Raw genomic sequence first — 18,506 nt, forward strand, 5'->3', positions numbered from 1 at the left:
CCCCCAACCCGGAGTATAAAACTCCTGGTCAGAGGCCATTTCCTACTGTGCGCGAGGGGGGACTTGAACCCCCACGCCCTATACGGGCACTAGCACCTCAAGCTAGCGCGTCTACCTATTCCGCCACCCGCGCATCTGGGTGTCTGTCGCTTTCGCAACGAAGAACGACATTACCACGCCGAACGCGCCGCCTCGAACCGAGGTCGCGCCCCGGGCGCGTCCCCGTCGCGGCGTGAACGGGGGAGGGGTCACGGCCCGGGTACCGTAGTGCGCATGTCCGAGCACGACGCCGACCAGCCCGAGGTCGCCCGGGTGGCCGCCGACCTCATCCGGTTCGACACCACGAACTTCGGCGGAGGCCGGTCCCGGGGTGAACGCGAAGCCGCCGAGTACGTCGGCGCGTACCTCGAGGGCCTCGGCCTGGACACCGACTATTACGAGCCCATCGATCGGCGGACGAACGTGTGCGCGCGCGTTCCCGGGCGCAACCCCGACAAGCCGGCGCTCGTGCTGCACGGGCATCTCGACGTGGTTCCCGCCGTCGCCGAGGACTGGAGCGTCGACCCCTTCGCGGGCGAGATCCGCGACGGCATCCTGTGGGGCCGCGGTGCGGTCGACATGAAGGACATGGATGCCATGATCCTCACCGCCGTGGCCGACGTGCTGCGCGCGGGAGAGCAGCCCGAGCGCGACATCGTCGTGACGTTCTTCGCCGACGAGGAGAACGGCGGGGTCGAGGGTTCGGCGCTCGTCGTGCGCGACCGCCCCGAGTGGTTCGCGGGAGCGACCGAGGCCATCAGCGAGGTCGGTGGCTACTCGATCACGGTCGACGACCGGCGCGCGTACCTCCTGCAGGTCGGCGAGAAGGCGCTCTTGTGGATCAAGCTCGTCGCGCGCGGCCGTGCCGGACACGGCAGTGCCCTGCACCCGGACAACGCCGTCACCGCCCTCGCCGAGGCCGTCGCCGCCCTCGGGCGCACCCGGTGGCCCATCCGGCTCACCGAGACGACGACCCAGCTGCTCGCGGGGCTCGCCGACCTCACGGGCGACGACGCCGGCGACCCCGACCTGCTCGCGCAACGCGCGGGAGCGGCATCCGGGTTCCTCCGCTCGACCCTGCGCACGACGACCAACCCGACGGGCCTGACCGCCGGTTACAAGCACAACGTCATCCCCGACCGGGCCGAGGCGCTCGTCGACGTGCGCGTGCTCCCCGGAACCGAGGAGGCGGCGCTCGCCGACATCCGGCGCATCGTCGGCCCCGGGATCGAGATCGAGATCGTCCACCAGGACATCGGACTCGAAGTGCCGTTCGCGGGAGACCTCGTGGATGCCATGGTGGGCCAGCTCGCTCGCCACGACCCCGGCGTCCCGGTGATCCCCTATCTCATGGGCGGCGGCACCGACAACAAGGCCCTCGCCTCCCTCGGAATCTCCGGTTACGGGTTCGCGCCGTTGCGACTCCCGTCCGACCTCGACTTCACCGGGATGTTCCACGGTGTGGATGAGCGCGTCCCCGTCGACGCGCTCGAGTTCGGTCGACGAGTTCTCGCCGACCTCATCCGGACGTACTGAAGGACTCCATGCACATCTTCGAGGTCATCATCCTCGGGCTCGTCCAGGGCCTGACCGAGTTCCTCCCCATCTCCTCCAGCGCGCACCTGCGCATCGTGGGCGAGATCCTGCCGTCGGCGACCGACCCGGGCGCGACCTTCACTGCGATCACGCAGATCGGCACCGAGCTGGCCGTCCTGCTGTTCTTCTGGCGCACCATCGTGCGGATCATCTCGCGGTGGGCCCAGTCGCTCAGCGGCAAGGTGCCGCGCAACGACCCCGACGCCCGCATGGGGTGGTTGATCATCATCGGAACCATCCCGATCGGCATCCTGGGCTTCCTCTTCCAGAGCGTCATCCGCGACACCTTCCGGAACCTGTGGCTCGTGGCCATCGTGCTGATCGTGTTCGGCGTGATCCTGGGCGTCGCCGACCGCTACGGACGGCGCACGCGGGAGCTCACCGATCTCACCTATCCCCACGGTCTCGCGTACGGCGCTGCCCAGGCGCTGGCGCTCATCCCCGGCGTCTCCCGCTCGGGAGCGACGACGACGCTGGGCCTGGCGCTGGGGTACTCCCGCACGGCAGCGGCCGAGTACGCGTTCCTGCTCGCGGTGCCCGCGGTGTTCGCCAGCGGATTCTACGAGCTCTCCCAGAGCTTCGAGGAGCCCGGCGGGCCGTACAACCTGGGCGAGACGGCGATCGCCACCGTCGTCGCCTTCGCCGTCGGCTACGCCGTCATCGCGTACCTGATGCGCTACCTGAAGCGGGGCAGCTTCCTGCCGTTCGTCATCTACCGCGTGGTTCTGGGCGCCGTGCTCATCGTGCTGCTGGCCCTGGGGGTGCTGCAGCCGTACTGAGTCCGTCGCGGAGACGAGGAGGGCGCCGTCCCACGGGGCGGCGCCCTCCTCGTTCAGCGCCGGGGCGGATCGTCGCGCCCCGGCTTGGTCGGCCCGTCGCCGCCGCGGCGCAGATAGCGCTCGAACTCCTGGGCGATGGCATCCCCGGATGCCTCCGGCGAGTCCCACGTGTCGCGGGTCTGCTCGAGCTGGTGGATGTAGTCGCGCATCTCGTCGTCGTCGGCGGCCGCCGCGTCGATCGAGGCCTCCCACGCGAGCGCCTCGGCGGCGAGCTCGCCCCGCGGAACCGCGATGCCGGAGACCGTCTCGAGCCGATCGAGCAGCGCGAGCGTCGCCTTGGGGGAGGGCGTGTGCCCGGCGACGTAGTGGGGGACGCTGGCCCACAGGCTCGCCGTCGGGATGCCGGCCCGTTCGGCCGCGTCGCCGAGGGCGCTGAGAATCCCCACCGGGCCCTCGTACAGGCTGCGCTCGAGACCCAGCGACTGGCGCACCGCGTCGTTGTCGCTGCCGGCGAACACCGAGATCGGGCGGGTGTGCGGAACATCGGACATCATCGAGCCCAGCGCGACGAAGCCCGTGATGTCCTCGCGCAGGGCGACGTCGATGAACTCGGCAGCGAAGGCCTGCCAGGCCCGCGCGGGTTCGACGCCGACGAGCAGCCAGATCTCGGGGTCGTCGGTGCGGTGCGCGGGACGCAGGAGCGTCGCTTCCGGCCACGTGAGGGTGCGGCGGCCCTCGGCATCCACTCCGACCTGAGGACGCGTGTACTGGTAGTCGAAGTACAGCTCGGGATCGACGGAGTGCACCACTTCGTAGTCGGCGCCGGTGCGCAGCATCGCTGCCGCGGCCGAGGCCGCCTCTCCGGCGTCGTTCCACCCGTCGAAAGCGGCGACGATGATCCGGCGACCCAGTGCGTCCACGCAACCTCCTCTGCCCCTGCGGGGCTGGATAACCAGGATAGGCGCATGCGCCCGGGTGAGCGCTCGGGGCGGGGGAGTGCGCTGGATACGATGGAACGATGACTTCCCCCGCCCCCGCCGCCGTCCTGTGGGACATGGACGGCACCCTGGTCGACACCGAACCGTTCTGGATGGCGGCGGAGACCCCGCTCGTCGAGCGGTTCGGCGGCACGTGGTCGCACGCGCAGGCGCTCGGCATGGTCGGTCTCGCGCTCGAGGACTCGGCCCGCCTGCTCCAGAACGCCGGTGTCCCGTGGGGCGTCGACGAGATCATCGCCCATCTGACCGACGAGGTGCTGCGCCAGCTGGCCGTCCAGGGCGTGCCGTTCCGGCCGGGCGCCCGTGAGATGCTCGCCGATCTGAAGCGCGCCGGCGTCAAGACGGCCCTCGTGACGATGTCGATGCGGCGCATGGCGCTGTCGGTGGTCGACCTCATCGACTTCCCTGCCTTCGACATCGTGGTCGCGGGCGACGACGTCGCACGGCCCAAGCCGCACCCCGACCCCTACCTCCAGGCCGCCGAAGCGCTCGGGGTCGATATCCTCGACACCGTCGCGATCGAGGACTCGCCCAACGGACTGCGCTCCGCCCTCGCCAGCGGGGCGGTCACCCTGGGTGTCCCGCTCATGGTGTCGCTCGACGAGATCGGGGCGCACGCGCTGTGGCCGAGCCTCGACGGGCGCGGCGCCGCCGACCTGGCCGCCCTCCACGCCGCCCACGCCCCGATCGTCGCGACGGCGACCGAACCGCAGGAGACCCGATGAGCGAGACCCCGCACCTGAGCGGCCCCTTCCGGGTCGGCGACCGCGTGCAGCTGACCGGGCCCAAGGGCCGCCTGCACACCATCACCCTGCGCGAGAACGGCGAGTTGCACACCCACAACGGCGTTCTCAAGCACGAGCTCCTCGTCGGTCAGCCCGACGGCAGCGTCGTGACCAACAGCTCCGGCCACGACTACCTGGCGCTGCGTCCGCTGCTGCGTGACTTCGTGATGTCCATGCCGCGCGGAGCGGCGATCGTCTATCCGAAGGACGCCGCGCAGATCCTGTCGCAGGCCGATGTGTTCCCCGGGGCGACCGTCGTCGAGGCCGGTGTCGGATCGGGTGCGCTGTCGCTGTGGCTGTTGCGGGCGATCGGCCCCAGCGGCCGGCTGGTGTCGTTCGAACGCCGAGAGGAGTTCGCCGACGTCGCCCGCGCCAACGTCGAGACCTTCCTGGGCGCCACGCCGCCCACGTGGGAGGTCGTCGTGGGCGACCTCGTCGAGAGCCTCCCGGACGCTGTGGCCCCCGCGTCCGTCGACCGTGTCGTGCTCGACATGCTCGCGCCGTGGGAGTGCATCGACGCCGCGGCCGACGCTCTGACGCCCGGCGGCGTCGTGCTCTGCTACGTCGCCACCGCGACCCAGCTCAGCCGCGTCGCGGAGTACATCCGCGGAACGGGGCTGTTCACCGACCCGGATGCCTCCGAGACGATGGTGCGCGGCTGGCACGTCGAAGGACTCGCCGTCCGCCCTGACCACCGCATGGTCGCGCACACCGGGTTCCTCCTGACGGCTCGCCGCCTGGCCCCCGGCGCGGTGCCGCCCGAGGTCAAGCGCCGAGCGTCGAAGTCGAGCTACGGCGACGAAGACGTCGAGCTGTGGACCCCCGGCGCCGTCGGCGACCGCGAGATCACCGACAAGAACCTCCGCAAGCGCGTGCGCGAGGCGCAGAAGGCCGCGGACGGCGTGCGCGGTCGCGGGGGAGACGCCGTCGCCGCGGCGGAGACGCCCGACGCGAACGCCTAAACTGATCCGGTGCGCAGACTTCCCGCCTTCGTCGCCGTGACCGCCCTGGCCGGAATGGGCCTCGTCGGATGCTCGGCATCCGCCGGATCCTCCTGTGCGGCGCCCAGCGCCGACCCGCGCGCGGCCGACGCCGTCACCGTCTCAGGCGACGTGGGTACGCAGCCCGACGTGCAGGTGCGGTCGCCGTTCCTGCCCGAGTCCCGCTCGGTGCACACGGTGGTCGCCGGCGACGGAGAGCGCATCACGCAGGCCGACCAGCTCGTGCTGCTCGACCTCACGGTCTACGACGGGATCACCGGCGAGCGCATCGTCGGCTCGCGATACGACGGTGACGTCACCAACGCGCAGCCCCTGTCGGAGTGGGATGCCACCTTCCCGGACTTCTCGTCCGCGATGCTGTGCTCGACGCAGGGATCGCGCGTCGTCGTCTCGATGCCGTACGACAGCGTGGGGGAGCAGGCTGCCGAGGGTCTCGGCATCCCCGCGGGCGGTTCGGCCGTCGTCGTCGCCGATGTCGAGCGCGTCTACCTCCCCGCCGCCGACGGCGCCGACCAGTTCACCGCCGGCTTCGGTCTCCCGACGGTCGTGCGCGCCCCCGGCGGGCAGCCGGGCGTGACGATCCCCGATGGCGAGGCGCCGTCCGAGGTGTCGGTGCAGACGCTGAAGAAGGGCGACGGGCCCGAGCTGACGGCCGACGCCACGGCCCGCGTGCACGTCCTCGGCGTGGCCTGGAACGACCGTGAGCAGTTCGCGACGACGTGGGGCAGGACCCCGATCGCGGCGCCCCCGTCGCAGATGCCGGCCGCGATCGCGTCGGCGCTGGAAGGACAGACCGTCGGTTCCCAGGTGCTGGTCGTGGTCCCCGCCGACCAGACCGCCGAAGACCAGCAGGCGTTCCGCGCGCCCGCCGACACGGCCCTGGTCTACGTCTTCGACATCGTCGGCGTCGACGGCTGAGACCGGCCGGCGCCTAGGATGGGCGGGTGTCCGCCGCATCCGCCCGACCCGCTCCCGAAGAGCGTCTGGTCAACCTGGTCGTCGCCCTCATGGCGACCGAACAGGGGCTGACCAAGGACACGATCCTCTCGTCCGTGGCCGGATACCGCGAGCAGTACGAAGCGGGGGCGTCGAAGGACGCCCTCGAGAAGATGTTCGAGCGCGACAAGGAGAATCTGCGTGGCCTCGGCGTGCCGATCGAGACGATCGGCGACCGCTCCGACCCCGACGATCTGCGCGAGGCGCGCTACCGTGTGCCGACGGCCGAGTACGCGCTGCCCGAGGACATCTCGTTCAGCCCGGCCGAGGTCGCGCTGCTGAACATCGCGGGCAGTGTCTGGGGCAGCGAGTCGCTGTCGGCCGACGCTCGCAGCGGCCTGCGCAAGATCCGCGCGCTGGGCATCGCCGTCGATGAGCCGATCATCGGGTACGCGCCTCGTATCCGGGCACGGGACGCGGCCTTTCCCGCTCTGCAGCGCGCGATCGAGCAGTGCCGCGTCGTGACGTTCAGCTACCTGCGTCCCGGCGACGCGCGTTCGCGCGAGCGTCGTATCCGCCCGCTCGCGCTGCTGGAGTACGAGGCCCGGTGGCACGTCTTCGGCTTCGACCTGACGATGGATGCCGAGCGCACCTTCCTGCTCTCACGCATCGTCGGCGACGTGACGGTGACCCGCGAGCGCTTCGACGAGGCGTTGCGCGTCGGTGCCGGGGAGCGCGCCCTCTCCGGCCTCGAAGCCGTCGCCCGGCGGCAGCGGGCCCTGCTGGAGGTCCATCCGGGCACCGAGGCGGCGCTGCGGCTCTCGCGGCGGGCGGAGGCGGCGGAGCAGGGGATCGTGGTTCCCTACGTCGACCTGCACGTCTTCGCCGACGAGCTGGCCTCCTACGGTCCCGAGGTCCGCGTGGTCGCGCCCGACGATCTGCGCGACGAAGTGATCCGGCGCCTGCGCGCCACGCTCGACCTGCACGGGGGCGCCGCGTGAGCTCCGACCGCTCTCTTCCGGCCCTCGACCGGGCGGCGCTCCTGCTCCAGCTCGTGCCCTACATCGTCGGCAAGGGCGAGGTCTCGATCGCCGAGGCCGCGGCCGACTTCGATGTCACCGCGGACCAGATGCGGGCGATGGTCGAACGTCTCACCGTCATCGGTCTGCCCGGCGAAGGCGGGTACTGGCAGCTGCCGAACGAGCTGTTCGACATCGACTGGGACCTCCTCGACCGCGACGACGTCATCTCCATCACCAACACGGTGGGCCTCGAGCGCTCTCCGCGGCTGACCGCACGCGAAGCCGCCGCGCTTTTGGCCGGGCTCCAGCTGACTCGCACACTGCCCGGGGTCGGAGACAGCGCCCTCGTGTCGGGGCTGCTGGCCAAACTCGCTCGCGGCGCCTCGTCGACGCCTCCGGCGGTGATCGTCGCGCCGGGTCCCGTGGACGGTGTCCGCGATGTCGTGGACCGGGCTCTGCGGCGTGGCGTCGCGGTGTCGTTCACGTACCGCGCGCCGGGAGCGAAGCCGACCACCCGCACGGTGGACCCGATCAAGGTGCACATCGCGGGCGGGCAGTGGTACCTGCAGGGCTGGTGCCACACGCGCCAGGCCGTGCGCACGTTCCACCTGGAACGTGTGAGCGATCCCGTGCTCACCGCCATCCCCGCCGTCCACGGCGCCGACCCGGTCCCGGAGCTGTTCGCCCCGGCCGACGACGAGGTCGTCGCGAGGTTCCGGTTCCCGCGTGCCGTCGCGCCGCTGCTGTCCGACTATCTCGAGCGCGCCACGATCGAGGGCGAGGGCGACGTCGCGGTGGCCTCGCTCCGGTTGGCCGACGAGCAGAGCCTCAAGCGCCTCGCGGCCCGACGCGGAGGCGAGGTCGAACTGCTCGAGCCCGTCGGCGCGCGCCGGGCGGCGGCGGCGTGGGCGGCGGCGGGCCTCGCGCAGTACGGCGGAGATGTCTCGCCCACGGGGTGAACGCGCCGCGCTCCGCGGCCCTCGGGGAGGTGCGCGAGTTACACTGAAGGCCACGCCCGAACGAGACTGAGGAGTCCTCATGCTAGGCAATCTGAACGGATGGCACCTGCTGATCGTTCTCGCGGTCATCCTGCTGCTGTTCGGTGCCGCGAAGCTCCCCGCGCTCGCGAAGAGCGTCGGCCAGTCGGCACGTGTCTTCAAGAGCGAGATGAAGGAGATGAAGCGCGACGACGAGGTTGCGGGGAACGCTCCGGACGCGCCGCGTGCGACCGAGGCCGGCTCGGCCTCGTCCGTGGCACCCGAGAAGCGTGCGTCGAACGACACTCCCGCATAGCGCGTGACCACGGCAGGACCGCCGCGGATCGAGGTGCCGGAGGGACCGCGGCGAGACAAGCGCATGTCCATCGGCGCCCACCTGGTCGAACTCCGGAAGCGCCTGATGATCGCCGCCGCGGCACTCGTCGTGGGCATGATCGTGGCGTTCCTCATCACCGATCCGGTGATCGCGTGGATCACAGAGCCGATCCGGGTCATCACCGAGCGACGCGGTGACGACTTCTCCGCGCTCAACTTCACGAACGTGACGTCGGCCTTCGATCTCCGGATGCGGATCGCGTTCTCGATCGGCATCTTCCTCTCGGCCCCGGTGTGGCTGTGGCAGATCTGGGCGTTCGTGATGCCGGGTCTGACCCGAAAAGAGATCCGCTACACCGTCGGCTTCGTCGGCGCGGCCGTTCCGCTGTTCTTCGTCGGCTGCTGGGTCGGCATGCTGATCGTCCCGCACGTCATCGAGCTCATGTGGGGCTTCACCCCCGAGGGCGGCGTGAACTTCTACAACGCGCCCGACTATTACGATTTCGTGTTCAAGCTGATGATCGTCATCGGCGTCGCGTTCGTCCTGCCGGTGTTCCTCGTGGCGCTCAATGTCGCGGGCGTCATGAGCGGACGCGCGATCCTCAAAGGGTGGCGCGTGGCGATCATCATCGCGACGGTCTTCGCCGCCCTCGCCACCCCGGCCGCCGACATCATCAGCATGCTGATGCTGGCCGGCATCCTGATCATCCTGTTCTTCGCGGCCGCCGGCATATCGATGCTGTTCGACCGGCGCAAGGCCCGTCGCGCGACCGCGGCGGGGCTGCCAGGATCGACCGCGTGAGTGGACTGAGCCCAGCCGACCGTTTCGCCCGGGCGTCGGCCCGCGCGCAGCATCCCCTCACCTCGGATTTCGCGGAGTCGCAGCGCTTCGAGCTCGACCCGTTCCAGATCGCCGGATGCCAGGCGCTCGAGGACGGGCGGAGCGTTCTCGTGGCCGCACCCACGGGCGCCGGCAAGACGATCGTGGGCGAGTTCGCGATCCACCTGGCGATGCTCGAGCCGGGGGACAAGGCGTTCTACACCACGCCCATCAAGGCGCTGTCGAACCAGAAGTTCCACGAGTTGCAGGAGGTGTACGGCGACGACGAGGTGGGCCTGCTCACCGGCGACACGAACATCAACGCCTCCGCGCGCATCGTCGTGATGACCACCGAGGTGCTGCGCAACATGCTGTACGCCGATTCTCCGGCGCTGCGCGGCCTGCGATTCGTCGTGATGGACGAGGTGCACTACCTCGCCGACCGCTTCCGCGGTGCGGTGTGGGAGGAGGTCATCATCCACCTCCCCCGCTCGGTGCGGCTGGTGTCGCTGTCGGCCACGGTGTCCAACGCCGAGGAGTTCGGCGACTGGCTGGACACCGTGCGCGGAGACACCGAGGTCATTGTCTCCGAGACGCGTCCGGTGCCGCTCGAGCAGCACGTGCTCGTGCGCGGTGACCTGCTGCCACTGTTCGACGATCGTGCCGGAGTCGCCACGGCCCAGGTCAACCAGGAGCTGCTGCGCATCCGCGGCGGTCATGCCTCGACGTTCGAGAACAATCGCCGCGCACAGGACTACCGCTCGGCGCGCCACGCCGGCGGCAGGCGACAGCCGCGCGGCGGTCAGCGTCCGGTCCGCGCCGCGCACGCGCCGCGGATCGAGCGCATCGACCGCCCGCAGGTGGTCGATCTCCTCCGCCGCAACCACCTGCTTCCCGCGATCTTCTTCATCTTCAGCCGCGCCGGGTGCGATGCCGCCGTGCAGCAGCTGCGCCGCTCCGATGCGCGGCTGACCTCGCCCGAGGAGCGTGCGGAGATCCGGCGCGTCGTCGACGAGCTGACGTTCACGCTGAAGGATGAGGACCTCGCCGTCCTCCGCTTCTGGGAGTGGCGCGAGAACCTCGAGCGCGGCATCGCCGCGCACCATGCCGGCCTGCTCCCCGCCTTCAAAGAGGTCGTGGAGGAGCTCTTCCGCCGCAAGCTCGTGAAGGTCGTCTTCGCGACCGAGACCCTCGCCCTGGGCATCAACATGCCCGCCCGCACCGTGGTGCTGGAGAAGCTCGAGAAGTTCAACGGCGAGGCGCGGGTCGCCATCACCTCGGGGGAGTACACGCAGCTGACGGGTCGAGCCGGTCGTCGCGGCATCGATGTCGAAGGGCACGCGGTCGTCCAGTGGACCGAGGGGCTCGATCCCCAGTCAGTCGCGGCCCTCGCCTCTCGGCGCACGTACCCGCTGAACTCGAGCTTCCGTCCGACCTACAACATGGCCGTGAACCTCATCGACCGGTTCGGTCGTGCGCGTGCGCGGGAGATCCTCGAGTCCTCGTTCGCCCAGTTCCAGGCCGACCGCTCCGTCGTCGGGCTCGCGCGCCAGGTCAAGGAGGCCGAGGAGTCGCTCGCGGGCTACGAGACGGCGATGACGTGCGATCGCGGCGACTTCCGCGAGTACTCCACGATCCGTCGCGAGCTCTCGGACCTCGAGAAGGTCAACCGTCGAGACGCGACCGCGCCCCGCCGCCTCCGCGACGAGCGTCAGCAGCAGATCCAGTCGCTGCGGCGGCGGATGCAGCGGCATCCCTGCCACTCGTGTCCCGACCGCGAGGCGCACGCCCGCTGGGCCGAGCGCTACTGGAAGCTCAAGCGATCCACGGACAAGACCCGACAGCAGATCGACCAGCGCACCGGCACCGTGGCCCGCGTCTTCGACCGCGTCGTCGACGTCCTCGCCGCGCTCGGGTACGTCGAGGTCGACGCGGACGGCGCGACCTCGCTCACCCCGGCGGGACGCACGATGCGCCGTATCTACGGCGAGCGCGACCTGCTGGTCGCCGAATCGCTCCGGCAGGGGCTCTGGAACGGGCTCGATGCCCCCGCCCTCGCCGCGCTGGCCTGCTGCCTCGTCTATGAACCGCGTCGTGACGAGGCGGGTCCGGGGGAGCGGGGTCTTCCGCGCGGACCGTTCCGGGCAGCCCTGGATGCCACCCAGACGCTGTGGCAGGAGCTCGACGATCTCGAACGCGACCACCGGCTGCCCGGTTCGGAATCGCCCGCCTCGGGGCTGGCGCCCGCGATGCACGGCTGGGCACGCGGGTTGCCGCTGGACAGCGTCCTGACCCTGGCAGACATGGCCGCGGGCGACTTCGTCCGGTGGGCCAAGCAGACGATCGACCTGCTCGATCAGATCTCCCTCGTCGCCGAACCGAAGCTCGCCAAGACCGCACGGACGGCATTGGATGCCGTGCGGCGCGGCATCGTCGCCTACACCTCGGCCTAGTGCTCGACGGCGCGGCCCTGCGTCGACGGGCCGCTTAGGCTGGTCTGGTGCTTGCCGATCCGCCGCGACCGATCGTCCCCCTGGCGATCGCCGCGCCGTTGTCGACCGCCGCGGGGCTGCTGCTCGTCACCGCCTACCCCGCCCTGGCGTGGTGGCCGATGGCGTTCCCCGCGGTGGCGATGGCGCTGGTCGCCCTCACCGGCCGACGCGTCTGGTCGGCCGTGCTCGTGGGGTTCCTCTTCGGTGCCGCCTTCTTCTCCGTGAACCTGCTGTTCACCGCCCGCTACCTGGGTCCGGTCCCGTGGATCGCGCTCTCGGTGCTGGAGGCTCTCCTGACGGCAGCGTTCGCGGTGCCGATCGCGCTGGCGTACCGATGGATGCCGCGGATCGCTCCCGGGCGTTTCGGGCGGCTGATCCTGCTCCCCGCGCTCGTCGCCGGTCTCTGGACGTTGCGCGAGCAGGTCGTCGGCTCATGGCCCTACGGGGGCTTTCCCTGGGGCCGTATCGGCGTGTCACAGGTCAACGGCCCGTTCGCGGAGGTCGCGTCCTGGGTGGGGATGTCGGGACTGAGCTTCCTCGCGGTGCTCGTGTGCGCCATGGCGATCGAGTACGTCCGCCGGTCGCGCGTGCGTCGACCGCTCCCGGCGGTACCGGCCTTCCTCGTCGTGATCGTCCTGCTCGCGCTTCCGCAGTTCCCGACGAGCGACGCCGGTGCCATCCGCGTCGGAGCGGTGCAGGGCAACGGGCCCGCGGGCTACTTCGACCAGCGCGAGCGCAACGCGGTGCTCAACGCGCAGCTGGCGGCATCCGCCCCGCTCTTCGGCGAGGAGATGGACGTGCTGCTGTGGCCCGAGGGCGGTGTCGACTCCGACCCGACGTCGTCGCCCGCGACGGCGGCGGTGCTGAACCAGCTCTCCCGTCGCGTCGACGCGCCGCTGCTCGTATCCGCCGTCACCGAGCGCGGCACGCAGCTGTACAACTCCGCGCTGCTGTGGACCGCTGACGGAGGACCCGAGCAGACCTACGACAAGCGTCACCCGGTCCCGTTCGGCGAGTACGTCCCGGACCGCGCGTTCTGGGAGCCGTTCGCCCCCGACCTCATCGGTCTGATCGGGCGCGAGTACACGCCCGGGACGGCGAGCCCGGTGTTCGATCTGAACGGCATCGGCGTGGGGCTGGCGATCTGCTTCGACGTCATCTACGACGACGTCGTGTGGGACGGGGCCGCCGAGGGTGCGCAGGTGTTCATGTTCCAGACCAACAACGCGGATTTCCGCGGCACCGACGAGAACCTCCAGCAGCTGGCGTTCGCGCGGATGCGCGCGATCGAGACGGGGCGATCGGTCGTGAACCTGTCGACCGTCGGCACCAGTCAGGTCATCGCGCCCGACGGTGCGACGCTCGCTCAGCTGCCGGTCGACGTCGCCGGCCACATGCTCACCGACGTGCCCCTGCGGACCGGGCTGACCCCCGCCGTGGTCATCGGTCCCGCGGTGAAGATCATCCTCGGCGGGGGCAGTCTCGCGGCCCTCGTCGTGGCGGGTGCCGTTCTCGCCGTGCGTGCGCGCACGAACAAGACGCCGGCTCCCGAAGGAACCGGCGTCTGAATCCGTGATCCGCGTTACGCGCTGATCTTCTGGTCCCCGCCGCGGCGGGCGCGAAGGAACGCCAGGCGCTCCTCCAGAAGCTCCTCGAGCTCGGGGATGGTGCGACGCTCCAGGAGCATGTCCCAGTGCGTGCGGGGCGCCTTGTCGTCGCTGTGGTCGACGGTGGCGGTGCCGTCGCCGATGCGCAGCAGCGCCTCGGCTCCGCACGTCCGGCATTCCCATGCCGGGGGAACCTCGGCGTCGGCGGCGAAGGTCAGCACCGTCTCGCGCCCGCAGGTGCTGCAGGCGTAGGTGTGCTGGGCCCGGTCGTGGAACACGACCCCGTCTTCGCTCTGAAGGCTCTGTGCGCCGAGTCGGATGCCTCGAAGACTGCGATCTGCCATTGTGTGGTCCTCTCGTCGGTCCCCATGTATAACGGCCGCACCTGTGCGCTTTATTCGAACCGAGCGACTCTGCGAGGGATTCACAGACGATGCTCAGGCCACCGTGCGCTCACCGTCCGTTCACGATCGAGAGGGCGAGGTCGGCGCGGTCGGTGACGAGACCGTCCACGCCGATCTCGAGCAGTCGTTCCATGTCATCCGGGTCGTTGACCGTCCACACGTGGACCTCGACGTTCGCCGCGTGCGCGGCGCGCACCAGCCCGCGCGTGACGATGCGCAGCGCCCCCTGACGCTCGGGGATCTGGAGCGCGTCGACACCCGCGAGCAGTCGGCGCACGGTCCCGCGCAGCCCGACGGACTGTGCGGCGACCAGACGCGCCACCGTGGCGGAACCGGGAGAGGTGGCCGGGGCCAGAGGGGCATTCGCGGCGCGGGCGGCCGCGAGCGCCGCGCGACGCCGGTCGTCCGAGAAGCTCGTGACGAGGACGCGTGCGGCGTGCGGCGCCACGAGGCGGCCGACCGGCTCGGCGGCCGCCGCCGCCTTCACATCGAGGTTGAAGCGGACGTCGGGAAACGTCTCGAGGGCCTGGGGGAGCGTGATCAGACCGCCGCGCTCGGCCATGAGCTCCTCCAGTTCTGGCAGGCGCACGTCGGCGATCCTGCGGGGATCGCCGGTGATGCGCGACAGATCATCGTCGTGGAAGAGGATGACGACGCCGTCGGCGGTGAGGTGGCAGTCGGACTCGACGTAGGCGACACCCGCCGCGTGGGCTGCGGCGACGGCGGCGAAGGAGTTCTCCACGACCCCCAGTGCGGCATCGTGGTGGGTCACGAGGCCGCGGTGCGCCAGCACGCGCGGGCCATCCGGGGAGAGGTAGGGGTGGCGTGCGGGGAGCGACGAATGCATCTGAGGGCCTCCGGGGCTGAACGTAGCACGCGCATCCGACGCGCACGTGGCCGTCGTGCGACCGCCGGACCGAGGTGAGGATGCCGTGGCTGGGTAGGCTGGGAAAGTCGCTCGCGGCCGTCGTCGGCCGGCGGCATCCGATCTCGAATCATCAGGAGTTCCCGTGTCCCAGACCCTCCCGTCCGGCTCTCTGAGCGGCAAGACCGCGCTCGTCACCGGCTCGTCGCGCGGCATCGGTGCCGACACGGTCCGCTACTTCGCGGAGGCCGGCGCGAACGTCGTCATCAACTTCCGCAACAAGGCTCCCCGTGCCGAGAAGCTCGCCGCGCAGCTGCGGGAGCTGGGTGTGGAGGCCCTCGTCGTCGGCGCCGACCTCACCGACCCCGCGTCGGTGCAGGCCATGTTCGACGAAGTGCAGCGGACGTTCGGCGGACTCGACATCCTGGTGCTCAACGCCTCGGGCGGCATGGAGTCGGGCATGGCCGAGGACTACGCGCTGACGCTCAACCGCGACGCGCAGGTCAACGTGCTCGAGACGGCACTGCCGCTGCTGCGCGAGGACGCCCGCGTGGTCTTCGTCACGAGCCACCAGGCGCACTTCATCCGCACCACGCCCACGATGCCCGAGTACGAGCCGGTGGCGCTGTCGAAGCGGGCCGGCGAGGACGCCCTGCGCGAGCGCATTCCCGCGCTCGAGGAGCGCGGCGTCGGGTTCACCGTCGTCTCGGGAGACATGATCGAGGGCACCATCACCGCGACGCTGCTCGAGCGCGCCAACCCCGGCGCGATCGCCGCGCGGCGCGAGGACGCGGGCAAGCTCTACAACGTCGCCGAGTTCGCCGCCGAGGTGGCCCGCGCCGCCGTGGACCCCGTGCCCGCCGACCACACGCGCCTCGTGGGAGACACGGACTCGTTCGAGAACACGGACTCGTTCGAGAACGAGTGAACATGCGCGCCCAGGACATCGAGACCCTCGTGTCGGTCGGGCGCCCCGCGCTGTCGTCCGACGGTTCCTTCGTGGTGTACGCCACGTCGCGTCCGGACGTCGCGGCCGACCGCTCCGTCGGCCAGCTATGGCGCGTCGACCTCCCCGACGGCTCGCCGCGGCGGATCACCCGCGGTATCGCGGACCGGTCGCCGCGACTGTCGCCGGACGATGCGACGATCGCGTTCCTGCGCGCCGACGGGCGGGGGAGAGCGCAGATCTTCGTGGCCCCTGCTGCGGGCGGCGAGCCCGTGCAGGTCACGGACCAGCCCGGGGGAGTGACCGACCTGTCCTGGTCGCCCGACGGCTCCCGCCTGGCCTTCACCGCGCGGATGGTGGAGCCCGGCCGCTACGGCACGGTGGAGGGGAGGGATGCCGCGGCCGAACCGCCGCGACGGATCACCGGCATCCGGTGGCGCGCCAACGGCCACGGGTACCTCGATCGTCCCGCGCACCTGTTCGTCGTGGAGGCGCCGGCCGCCGACGCCGAACCGTTCTACGAGCCCGCGCCCGATCTGCTGACCCCGGAGAAGCAGGTCGTCCCGAGCGTGCCGCACCAGCTCACCGAGGGCGCGACGAGCTGGTCGGGTGTCGCGTGGACCGCCGACGGCCGTGAGCTGCTGAGCGTTCCCGACGTGATCGAGGACCGCACCCGCGACCTGCGGTCGCGCGTCGTGGCGGTCTCCGTCGAGGGGGCGGGGAGCCGCGAGGTGCTCGGGACCTCGGCGAACCTCTCCATCGACGAGGTCGCCGTGGCGCCGGACGGAGCGATCTTCCTGCGTGGCAACTACGTCGGCCCCTCCGGCGTGGACTTCGTCGCGCCCGGCACGGCGCTCTGGCTCCTCGAGGCCGCCGGTCCGCGGGCGCTCACCGACCCCGAGACCATCGACCTCGGCGAGGTCGGCTCCCACCTGTCGTTCGTCGGCGACGATGTGCTCGTGCAGGACCGGACGCGCGGGCGGGTGCGTCTGCTGCGGGTGAGTCGCGGCAGGGAGATGCGCGAGGTCATCGGGGGAGACCTCGAAGTCAGCGGCCACGCGGCCGTGGACGGCCGTGTCGTGGCATCCGTGGCTCTTCCGACGTCGTTCGGAGAGCTCGTCCTCCACGAGGGCGGCACGACTCGCACCGTCACCGAGCACGGTCGTGCCGCGGGGGAGCGGGGGATCGTCGTTCCCGAGGAGCGTGAGATCGCCGGCCGCGACGGGTATCCCGTGCACGGCTGGGTCGCGGTTCCCGACGGCGAGGGACCGTTCCCGGTGATCCTGCAGATCCACGGCGGGCCGTACGCGTCGTACGGTGTGCACCTCTTCGACGAGACGCAGGTGCTCGTCGACGCCGGGTACGCGGTGGTCTACAGCAACCCGCGGGGCAGTGCGGGCTACGGCCGCGCGCACGGGCGCTCGATTCGACAGGCCATGGGCACGCTCGACTACTTCGACGTCATCGACTTCTTCGACGGCGTCGTCGGCTCCGACCCGCGGCTGGATGCCGAGCGCGTGGGCATCCAAGGCGGGTCGTACGGCGGGTACATGACCGCGTGGATCATCGCGCACGACCACCGGTTCGCGGGAGCGATCGTTGAACGCGGCTTCCTCGATCCCGTGGCGTTCCCCGGGGCGAGCGACATCGGCTCGTTCTTCGGTCAGGAGTACGTCGGGACCGACCCGGAGCGGATCGCGGCACAAAGTCCGATGGCGGTCGTCGACCGCGTGCGGACCTCCACGCTCGTCCTGCATTCCGAGCTCGATCACCGCTGCCCGCTCGAGCAGGCGACGCGCTACTACGCGGCGCTGAGACACAACGGCGTCGACGCCGAGATGCTCGTCTTCCCCGGCGAGGACCACGAGCTCACCCGCGCGGGACGACCGCGTCACCGCGTGCAGCGGTTCGAGGCGGTTGTGGACTGGTGGGCGCGGCACCTTCCCGTCGCGTGAAAGGAAGAGGGGCGGGGGTGGCAGGGCCTCACGGCCCCGCGTCCGGCGGGGGGGGGGAGACGGCCGTGGCGCAGCGGGGGGCGCGGGGGAGGGGGGAGGCGCCCCCCCCCCCCCCCGGGCGCGGCGTTGCGGGGGGGGGGGGGCGGGGGGCCCCCGCCCCGGCCCGGGCGGTTCACCGCCCGGGGGGCGGGCCGGCCCGCCCCCCCCCGCCCCTCTTCCGTCGGTGGGTCTCAGACGGCCTTGCCGAAGCGGATCGCGCGGACGATCTGGAAGACGCCCAGCACCACCAGCGACGCGCCGATGAGGATGAACAGCGTCACCGCGCCCAGCAGCGGCGAGAACAGCAGAACGACGCCGGCGAGGATGCTGATGATGGCGAAGAAGATCGTCCATGCCTTCGACGAGCCGTCGCCGAGGGTGGTCAGCGAGACGACGCCCTCGATGATCCAGAGGATGCCGACGAGCGTGCCGACGAAGACGCCGAACCATGCGGTCGTGGCCGCGAGGTTCCCGAACGAGAAGATGCCGGCCACGATGAACAGCAGTCCGAGCACGATGTAGCCGATCCGCGCCCAACCGGAGCGGAAGAAGATGCCGATGCCGATGTTGACGAGGCCGGCGATGATGACGTAGACCGCGATGACCCTGTGCGTCAGGATGGGGTGAGACACCAGCACTGCTGACCTTCGCACTGCACGGGGCGAGAACGGACCAATACTGAGATGACGATGACGGTTGCTGACGTCGGCACCGATGATGGGGCTATGGCTCCTCGTGCTGACCGGCCCAAGAGGCGGACGTTCACCGCCGAGTTCAAAGCGGCGATCCTGGCCGAGTACGACGCCGCGGACCGCTCTGGGCGTGGGGAGACCCTGCGCCGGGAGGGCCTGTACACCTCCCACATCATCGAGTGGCGCAAGGCCGCGGCCGCCGGCTCGCTGTCCGGGC

Annotated in this window: 17 protein-coding genes, 1 tRNA gene and 1 pseudogene; 14 read left to right on the forward strand and 5 right to left on the reverse strand. The window is 70.9% G+C overall.

All coding sequences use genetic code 11. The features are described from left to right. Nucleotides 1–48: 48 nt before the first annotated feature. A tRNA-Leu gene (locus LL239_RS14545) sits at nucleotides 49–133 on the reverse strand. Nucleotides 134–273: 140 nt separating this feature from the next. Between LL239_RS14545 and LL239_RS14550 the strand changes: the two genes are divergently transcribed. Beyond that, nucleotides 274–1,575 carry a M20/M25/M40 family metallo-hydrolase gene (locus LL239_RS14550; RefSeq protein ID WP_228164163.1) on the forward strand — a complete coding sequence of 434 codons (1,302 nt, stop codon included), beginning with the start codon at nucleotides 274–276 and terminating at the stop codon, nucleotides 1,573–1,575. Nucleotides 1,576–1,583: 8 nt separating this feature from the next. Beyond that, complete coding sequence (locus LL239_RS14555) at nucleotides 1,584–2,414, forward strand: undecaprenyl-diphosphate phosphatase (RefSeq protein ID WP_228164164.1); 831 nt, start codon at nucleotides 1,584–1,586, stop codon at nucleotides 2,412–2,414. Between the two features lie 53 nt (nucleotides 2,415–2,467). On the opposite strand, the gene LL239_RS14560 is transcribed toward LL239_RS14555, so the two are convergent. Continuing rightward, the gene (locus LL239_RS14560; RefSeq protein ID WP_228164165.1) at nucleotides 2,468–3,334 is read right to left on the reverse strand and encodes a PAC2 family protein; all 867 of its coding nucleotides are present in this window, start codon (nucleotides 3,332–3,334) and stop codon (nucleotides 2,468–2,470) included. Nucleotides 3,335–3,432: 98 nt separating this feature from the next. Between LL239_RS14560 and LL239_RS14565 the strand changes: the two genes are divergently transcribed. From LL239_RS14565 to lnt, 9 genes are all read left to right on the forward strand, one after another. Further along, nucleotides 3,433–4,137, forward strand: coding sequence for an HAD family hydrolase (locus LL239_RS14565; RefSeq protein ID WP_228164166.1), 705 nt, complete (start codon nucleotides 3,433–3,435; stop codon nucleotides 4,135–4,137). Then, on the forward strand, nucleotides 4,134–5,159 hold the full coding sequence (locus LL239_RS14570; protein ID WP_228164167.1) for a tRNA (adenine-N1)-methyltransferase: 1,026 nt from the start codon (nucleotides 4,134–4,136) through the stop codon (nucleotides 5,157–5,159). The genes LL239_RS14565 and LL239_RS14570 overlap by 4 nt, the downstream gene beginning before the upstream one ends. A 9-nt stretch (nucleotides 5,160–5,168) precedes the next feature. Then, nucleotides 5,169–6,116 (forward strand): FKBP-type peptidyl-prolyl cis-trans isomerase, encoded by a 948-nt coding sequence (locus LL239_RS14575; RefSeq protein ID WP_228164168.1) that lies wholly within the window; start codon nucleotides 5,169–5,171, stop codon nucleotides 6,114–6,116. 89 nt (nucleotides 6,117–6,205) lie between these two features. Further along, on the forward strand, nucleotides 6,206–7,135 hold the full coding sequence (locus LL239_RS14580) for a helix-turn-helix transcriptional regulator (protein WP_267189299.1): 930 nt from the start codon (nucleotides 6,206–6,208) through the stop codon (nucleotides 7,133–7,135). Continuing rightward, complete coding sequence (locus LL239_RS14585) at nucleotides 7,132–8,115, forward strand: helix-turn-helix transcriptional regulator (RefSeq protein ID WP_228164170.1); 984 nt, start codon at nucleotides 7,132–7,134, stop codon at nucleotides 8,113–8,115. The genes LL239_RS14580 and LL239_RS14585 overlap by 4 nt, the downstream gene beginning before the upstream one ends. A 79-nt stretch (nucleotides 8,116–8,194) precedes the next feature. Then, nucleotides 8,195–8,449, forward strand: coding sequence for a Sec-independent protein translocase subunit TatA (gene tatA, locus LL239_RS14590; RefSeq protein ID WP_228164171.1), 255 nt, complete (start codon nucleotides 8,195–8,197; stop codon nucleotides 8,447–8,449). Between the two features lie 63 nt (nucleotides 8,450–8,512). Further along, nucleotides 8,513–9,271 (forward strand): twin-arginine translocase subunit TatC, encoded by a 759-nt coding sequence (gene tatC, locus LL239_RS14595; protein WP_228164182.1) that lies wholly within the window; start codon nucleotides 8,513–8,515, stop codon nucleotides 9,269–9,271. Then, nucleotides 9,268–11,742: a DEAD/DEAH box helicase gene (locus LL239_RS14600; RefSeq protein ID WP_228164172.1), complete on the forward strand. Its 2,475-nt coding sequence runs from the start codon at nucleotides 9,268–9,270 to the stop codon at nucleotides 11,740–11,742. The genes tatC and LL239_RS14600 overlap by 4 nt, the downstream gene beginning before the upstream one ends. Nucleotides 11,743–11,786: 44 nt before the next feature. Next, the gene (gene lnt, locus LL239_RS14605) at nucleotides 11,787–13,349 is read left to right on the forward strand and encodes an apolipoprotein N-acyltransferase (protein ID WP_228164183.1); all 1,563 of its coding nucleotides are present in this window, start codon (nucleotides 11,787–11,789) and stop codon (nucleotides 13,347–13,349) included. A gap of 14 nt (nucleotides 13,350–13,363) precedes the next feature. On the opposite strand, the gene LL239_RS14610 is transcribed toward lnt, so the two are convergent. Together LL239_RS14610 and LL239_RS14615 are read right to left on the reverse strand one after the other, a co-directional pair. Continuing rightward, entirely contained in the window at nucleotides 13,364–13,732 is a 369-nt protein-coding gene (locus LL239_RS14610) for an RNA polymerase-binding protein RbpA (RefSeq protein WP_076490554.1), read from the reverse strand. A gap of 109 nt (nucleotides 13,733–13,841) precedes the next feature. Then, nucleotides 13,842–14,639 carry a glycerophosphodiester phosphodiesterase family protein gene (locus tag LL239_RS14615; protein WP_228164173.1) on the reverse strand — a complete coding sequence of 266 codons (798 nt, stop codon included), beginning with the start codon at nucleotides 14,637–14,639 and terminating at the stop codon, nucleotides 13,842–13,844. 163 nt (nucleotides 14,640–14,802) lie between these two features. On the opposite strand from LL239_RS14615, the gene LL239_RS14620 reads away from it, so the two are divergent. After that, nucleotides 14,803–15,585 carry an SDR family oxidoreductase gene (locus LL239_RS14620; RefSeq protein ID WP_228164174.1) on the forward strand — a complete coding sequence of 261 codons (783 nt, stop codon included), beginning with the start codon at nucleotides 14,803–14,805 and terminating at the stop codon, nucleotides 15,583–15,585. Between the two features lie 2 nt (nucleotides 15,586–15,587). Continuing rightward, a complete protein-coding gene (locus LL239_RS14625) occupies nucleotides 15,588–17,558 on the forward strand; it encodes a S9 family peptidase (RefSeq protein ID WP_228164175.1) in 1,971 nt (656 codons plus the stop codon). A gap of 230 nt (nucleotides 17,559–17,788) precedes the next feature. Here LL239_RS14625 and LL239_RS14630 read toward each other — a convergent pair whose 3' ends face one another. After that, on the reverse strand, nucleotides 17,789–18,229 hold the full coding sequence (locus LL239_RS14630) for an HdeD family acid-resistance protein (protein ID WP_228164176.1): 441 nt from the start codon (nucleotides 18,227–18,229) through the stop codon (nucleotides 17,789–17,791). A 93-nt stretch (nucleotides 18,230–18,322) separates the two neighbouring features. On the opposite strand from LL239_RS14630, the pseudogene LL239_RS14635 reads away from it, so the two are divergent. Beyond that, a pseudogene (locus tag LL239_RS14635) lies at nucleotides 18,323–18,506 on the forward strand (IS3 family transposase); the annotation flags it as partial.

The organism is Microbacterium testaceum (assembly GCF_020781835.1).
Classification (GTDB): domain Bacteria; phylum Actinomycetota; class Actinomycetes; order Actinomycetales; family Microbacteriaceae; genus Microbacterium; species Microbacterium testaceum_H.

Excerpts from the sequence above, each read along its gene's own strand:
- LL239_RS14550 (WP_228164163.1), top strand. The coding sequence starts at position 274 with ATGTCCGAGCACGACGCCGACCAGCCCGAGGTCGCCCGGGTGGCCGCC.
- LL239_RS14555 (WP_228164164.1), top strand. The coding sequence starts at position 1,584 with ATGCACATCTTCGAGGTCATCATCCTCGGGCTCGTCCAGGGCCTGACC.
- LL239_RS14565 (WP_228164166.1), top strand. The coding sequence starts at position 3,433 with ATGACTTCCCCCGCCCCCGCCGCCGTCCTGTGGGACATGGACGGCACC.
- LL239_RS14570 (WP_228164167.1), top strand. The coding sequence starts at position 4,134 with ATGAGCGAGACCCCGCACCTGAGCGGCCCCTTCCGGGTCGGCGACCGC.
- LL239_RS14580 (WP_267189299.1), top strand. The coding sequence starts at position 6,206 with ATGGCGACCGAACAGGGGCTGACCAAGGACACGATCCTCTCGTCCGTG.
- tatA (WP_228164171.1), top strand. The coding sequence starts at position 8,195 with ATGCTAGGCAATCTGAACGGATGGCACCTGCTGATCGTTCTCGCGGTC.
- tatC (WP_228164182.1), top strand. The coding sequence starts at position 8,513 with ATGTCCATCGGCGCCCACCTGGTCGAACTCCGGAAGCGCCTGATGATC.
- LL239_RS14610 (WP_076490554.1), bottom strand. The coding sequence starts at position 13,732 with ATGGCAGATCGCAGTCTTCGAGGCATCCGACTCGGCGCACAGAGCCTT.
- LL239_RS14615 (WP_228164173.1), bottom strand. The coding sequence starts at position 14,639 with ATGCATTCGTCGCTCCCCGCACGCCACCCCTACCTCTCCCCGGATGGC.
- LL239_RS14625 (WP_228164175.1), top strand. The coding sequence starts at position 15,588 with ATGCGCGCCCAGGACATCGAGACCCTCGTGTCGGTCGGGCGCCCCGCG.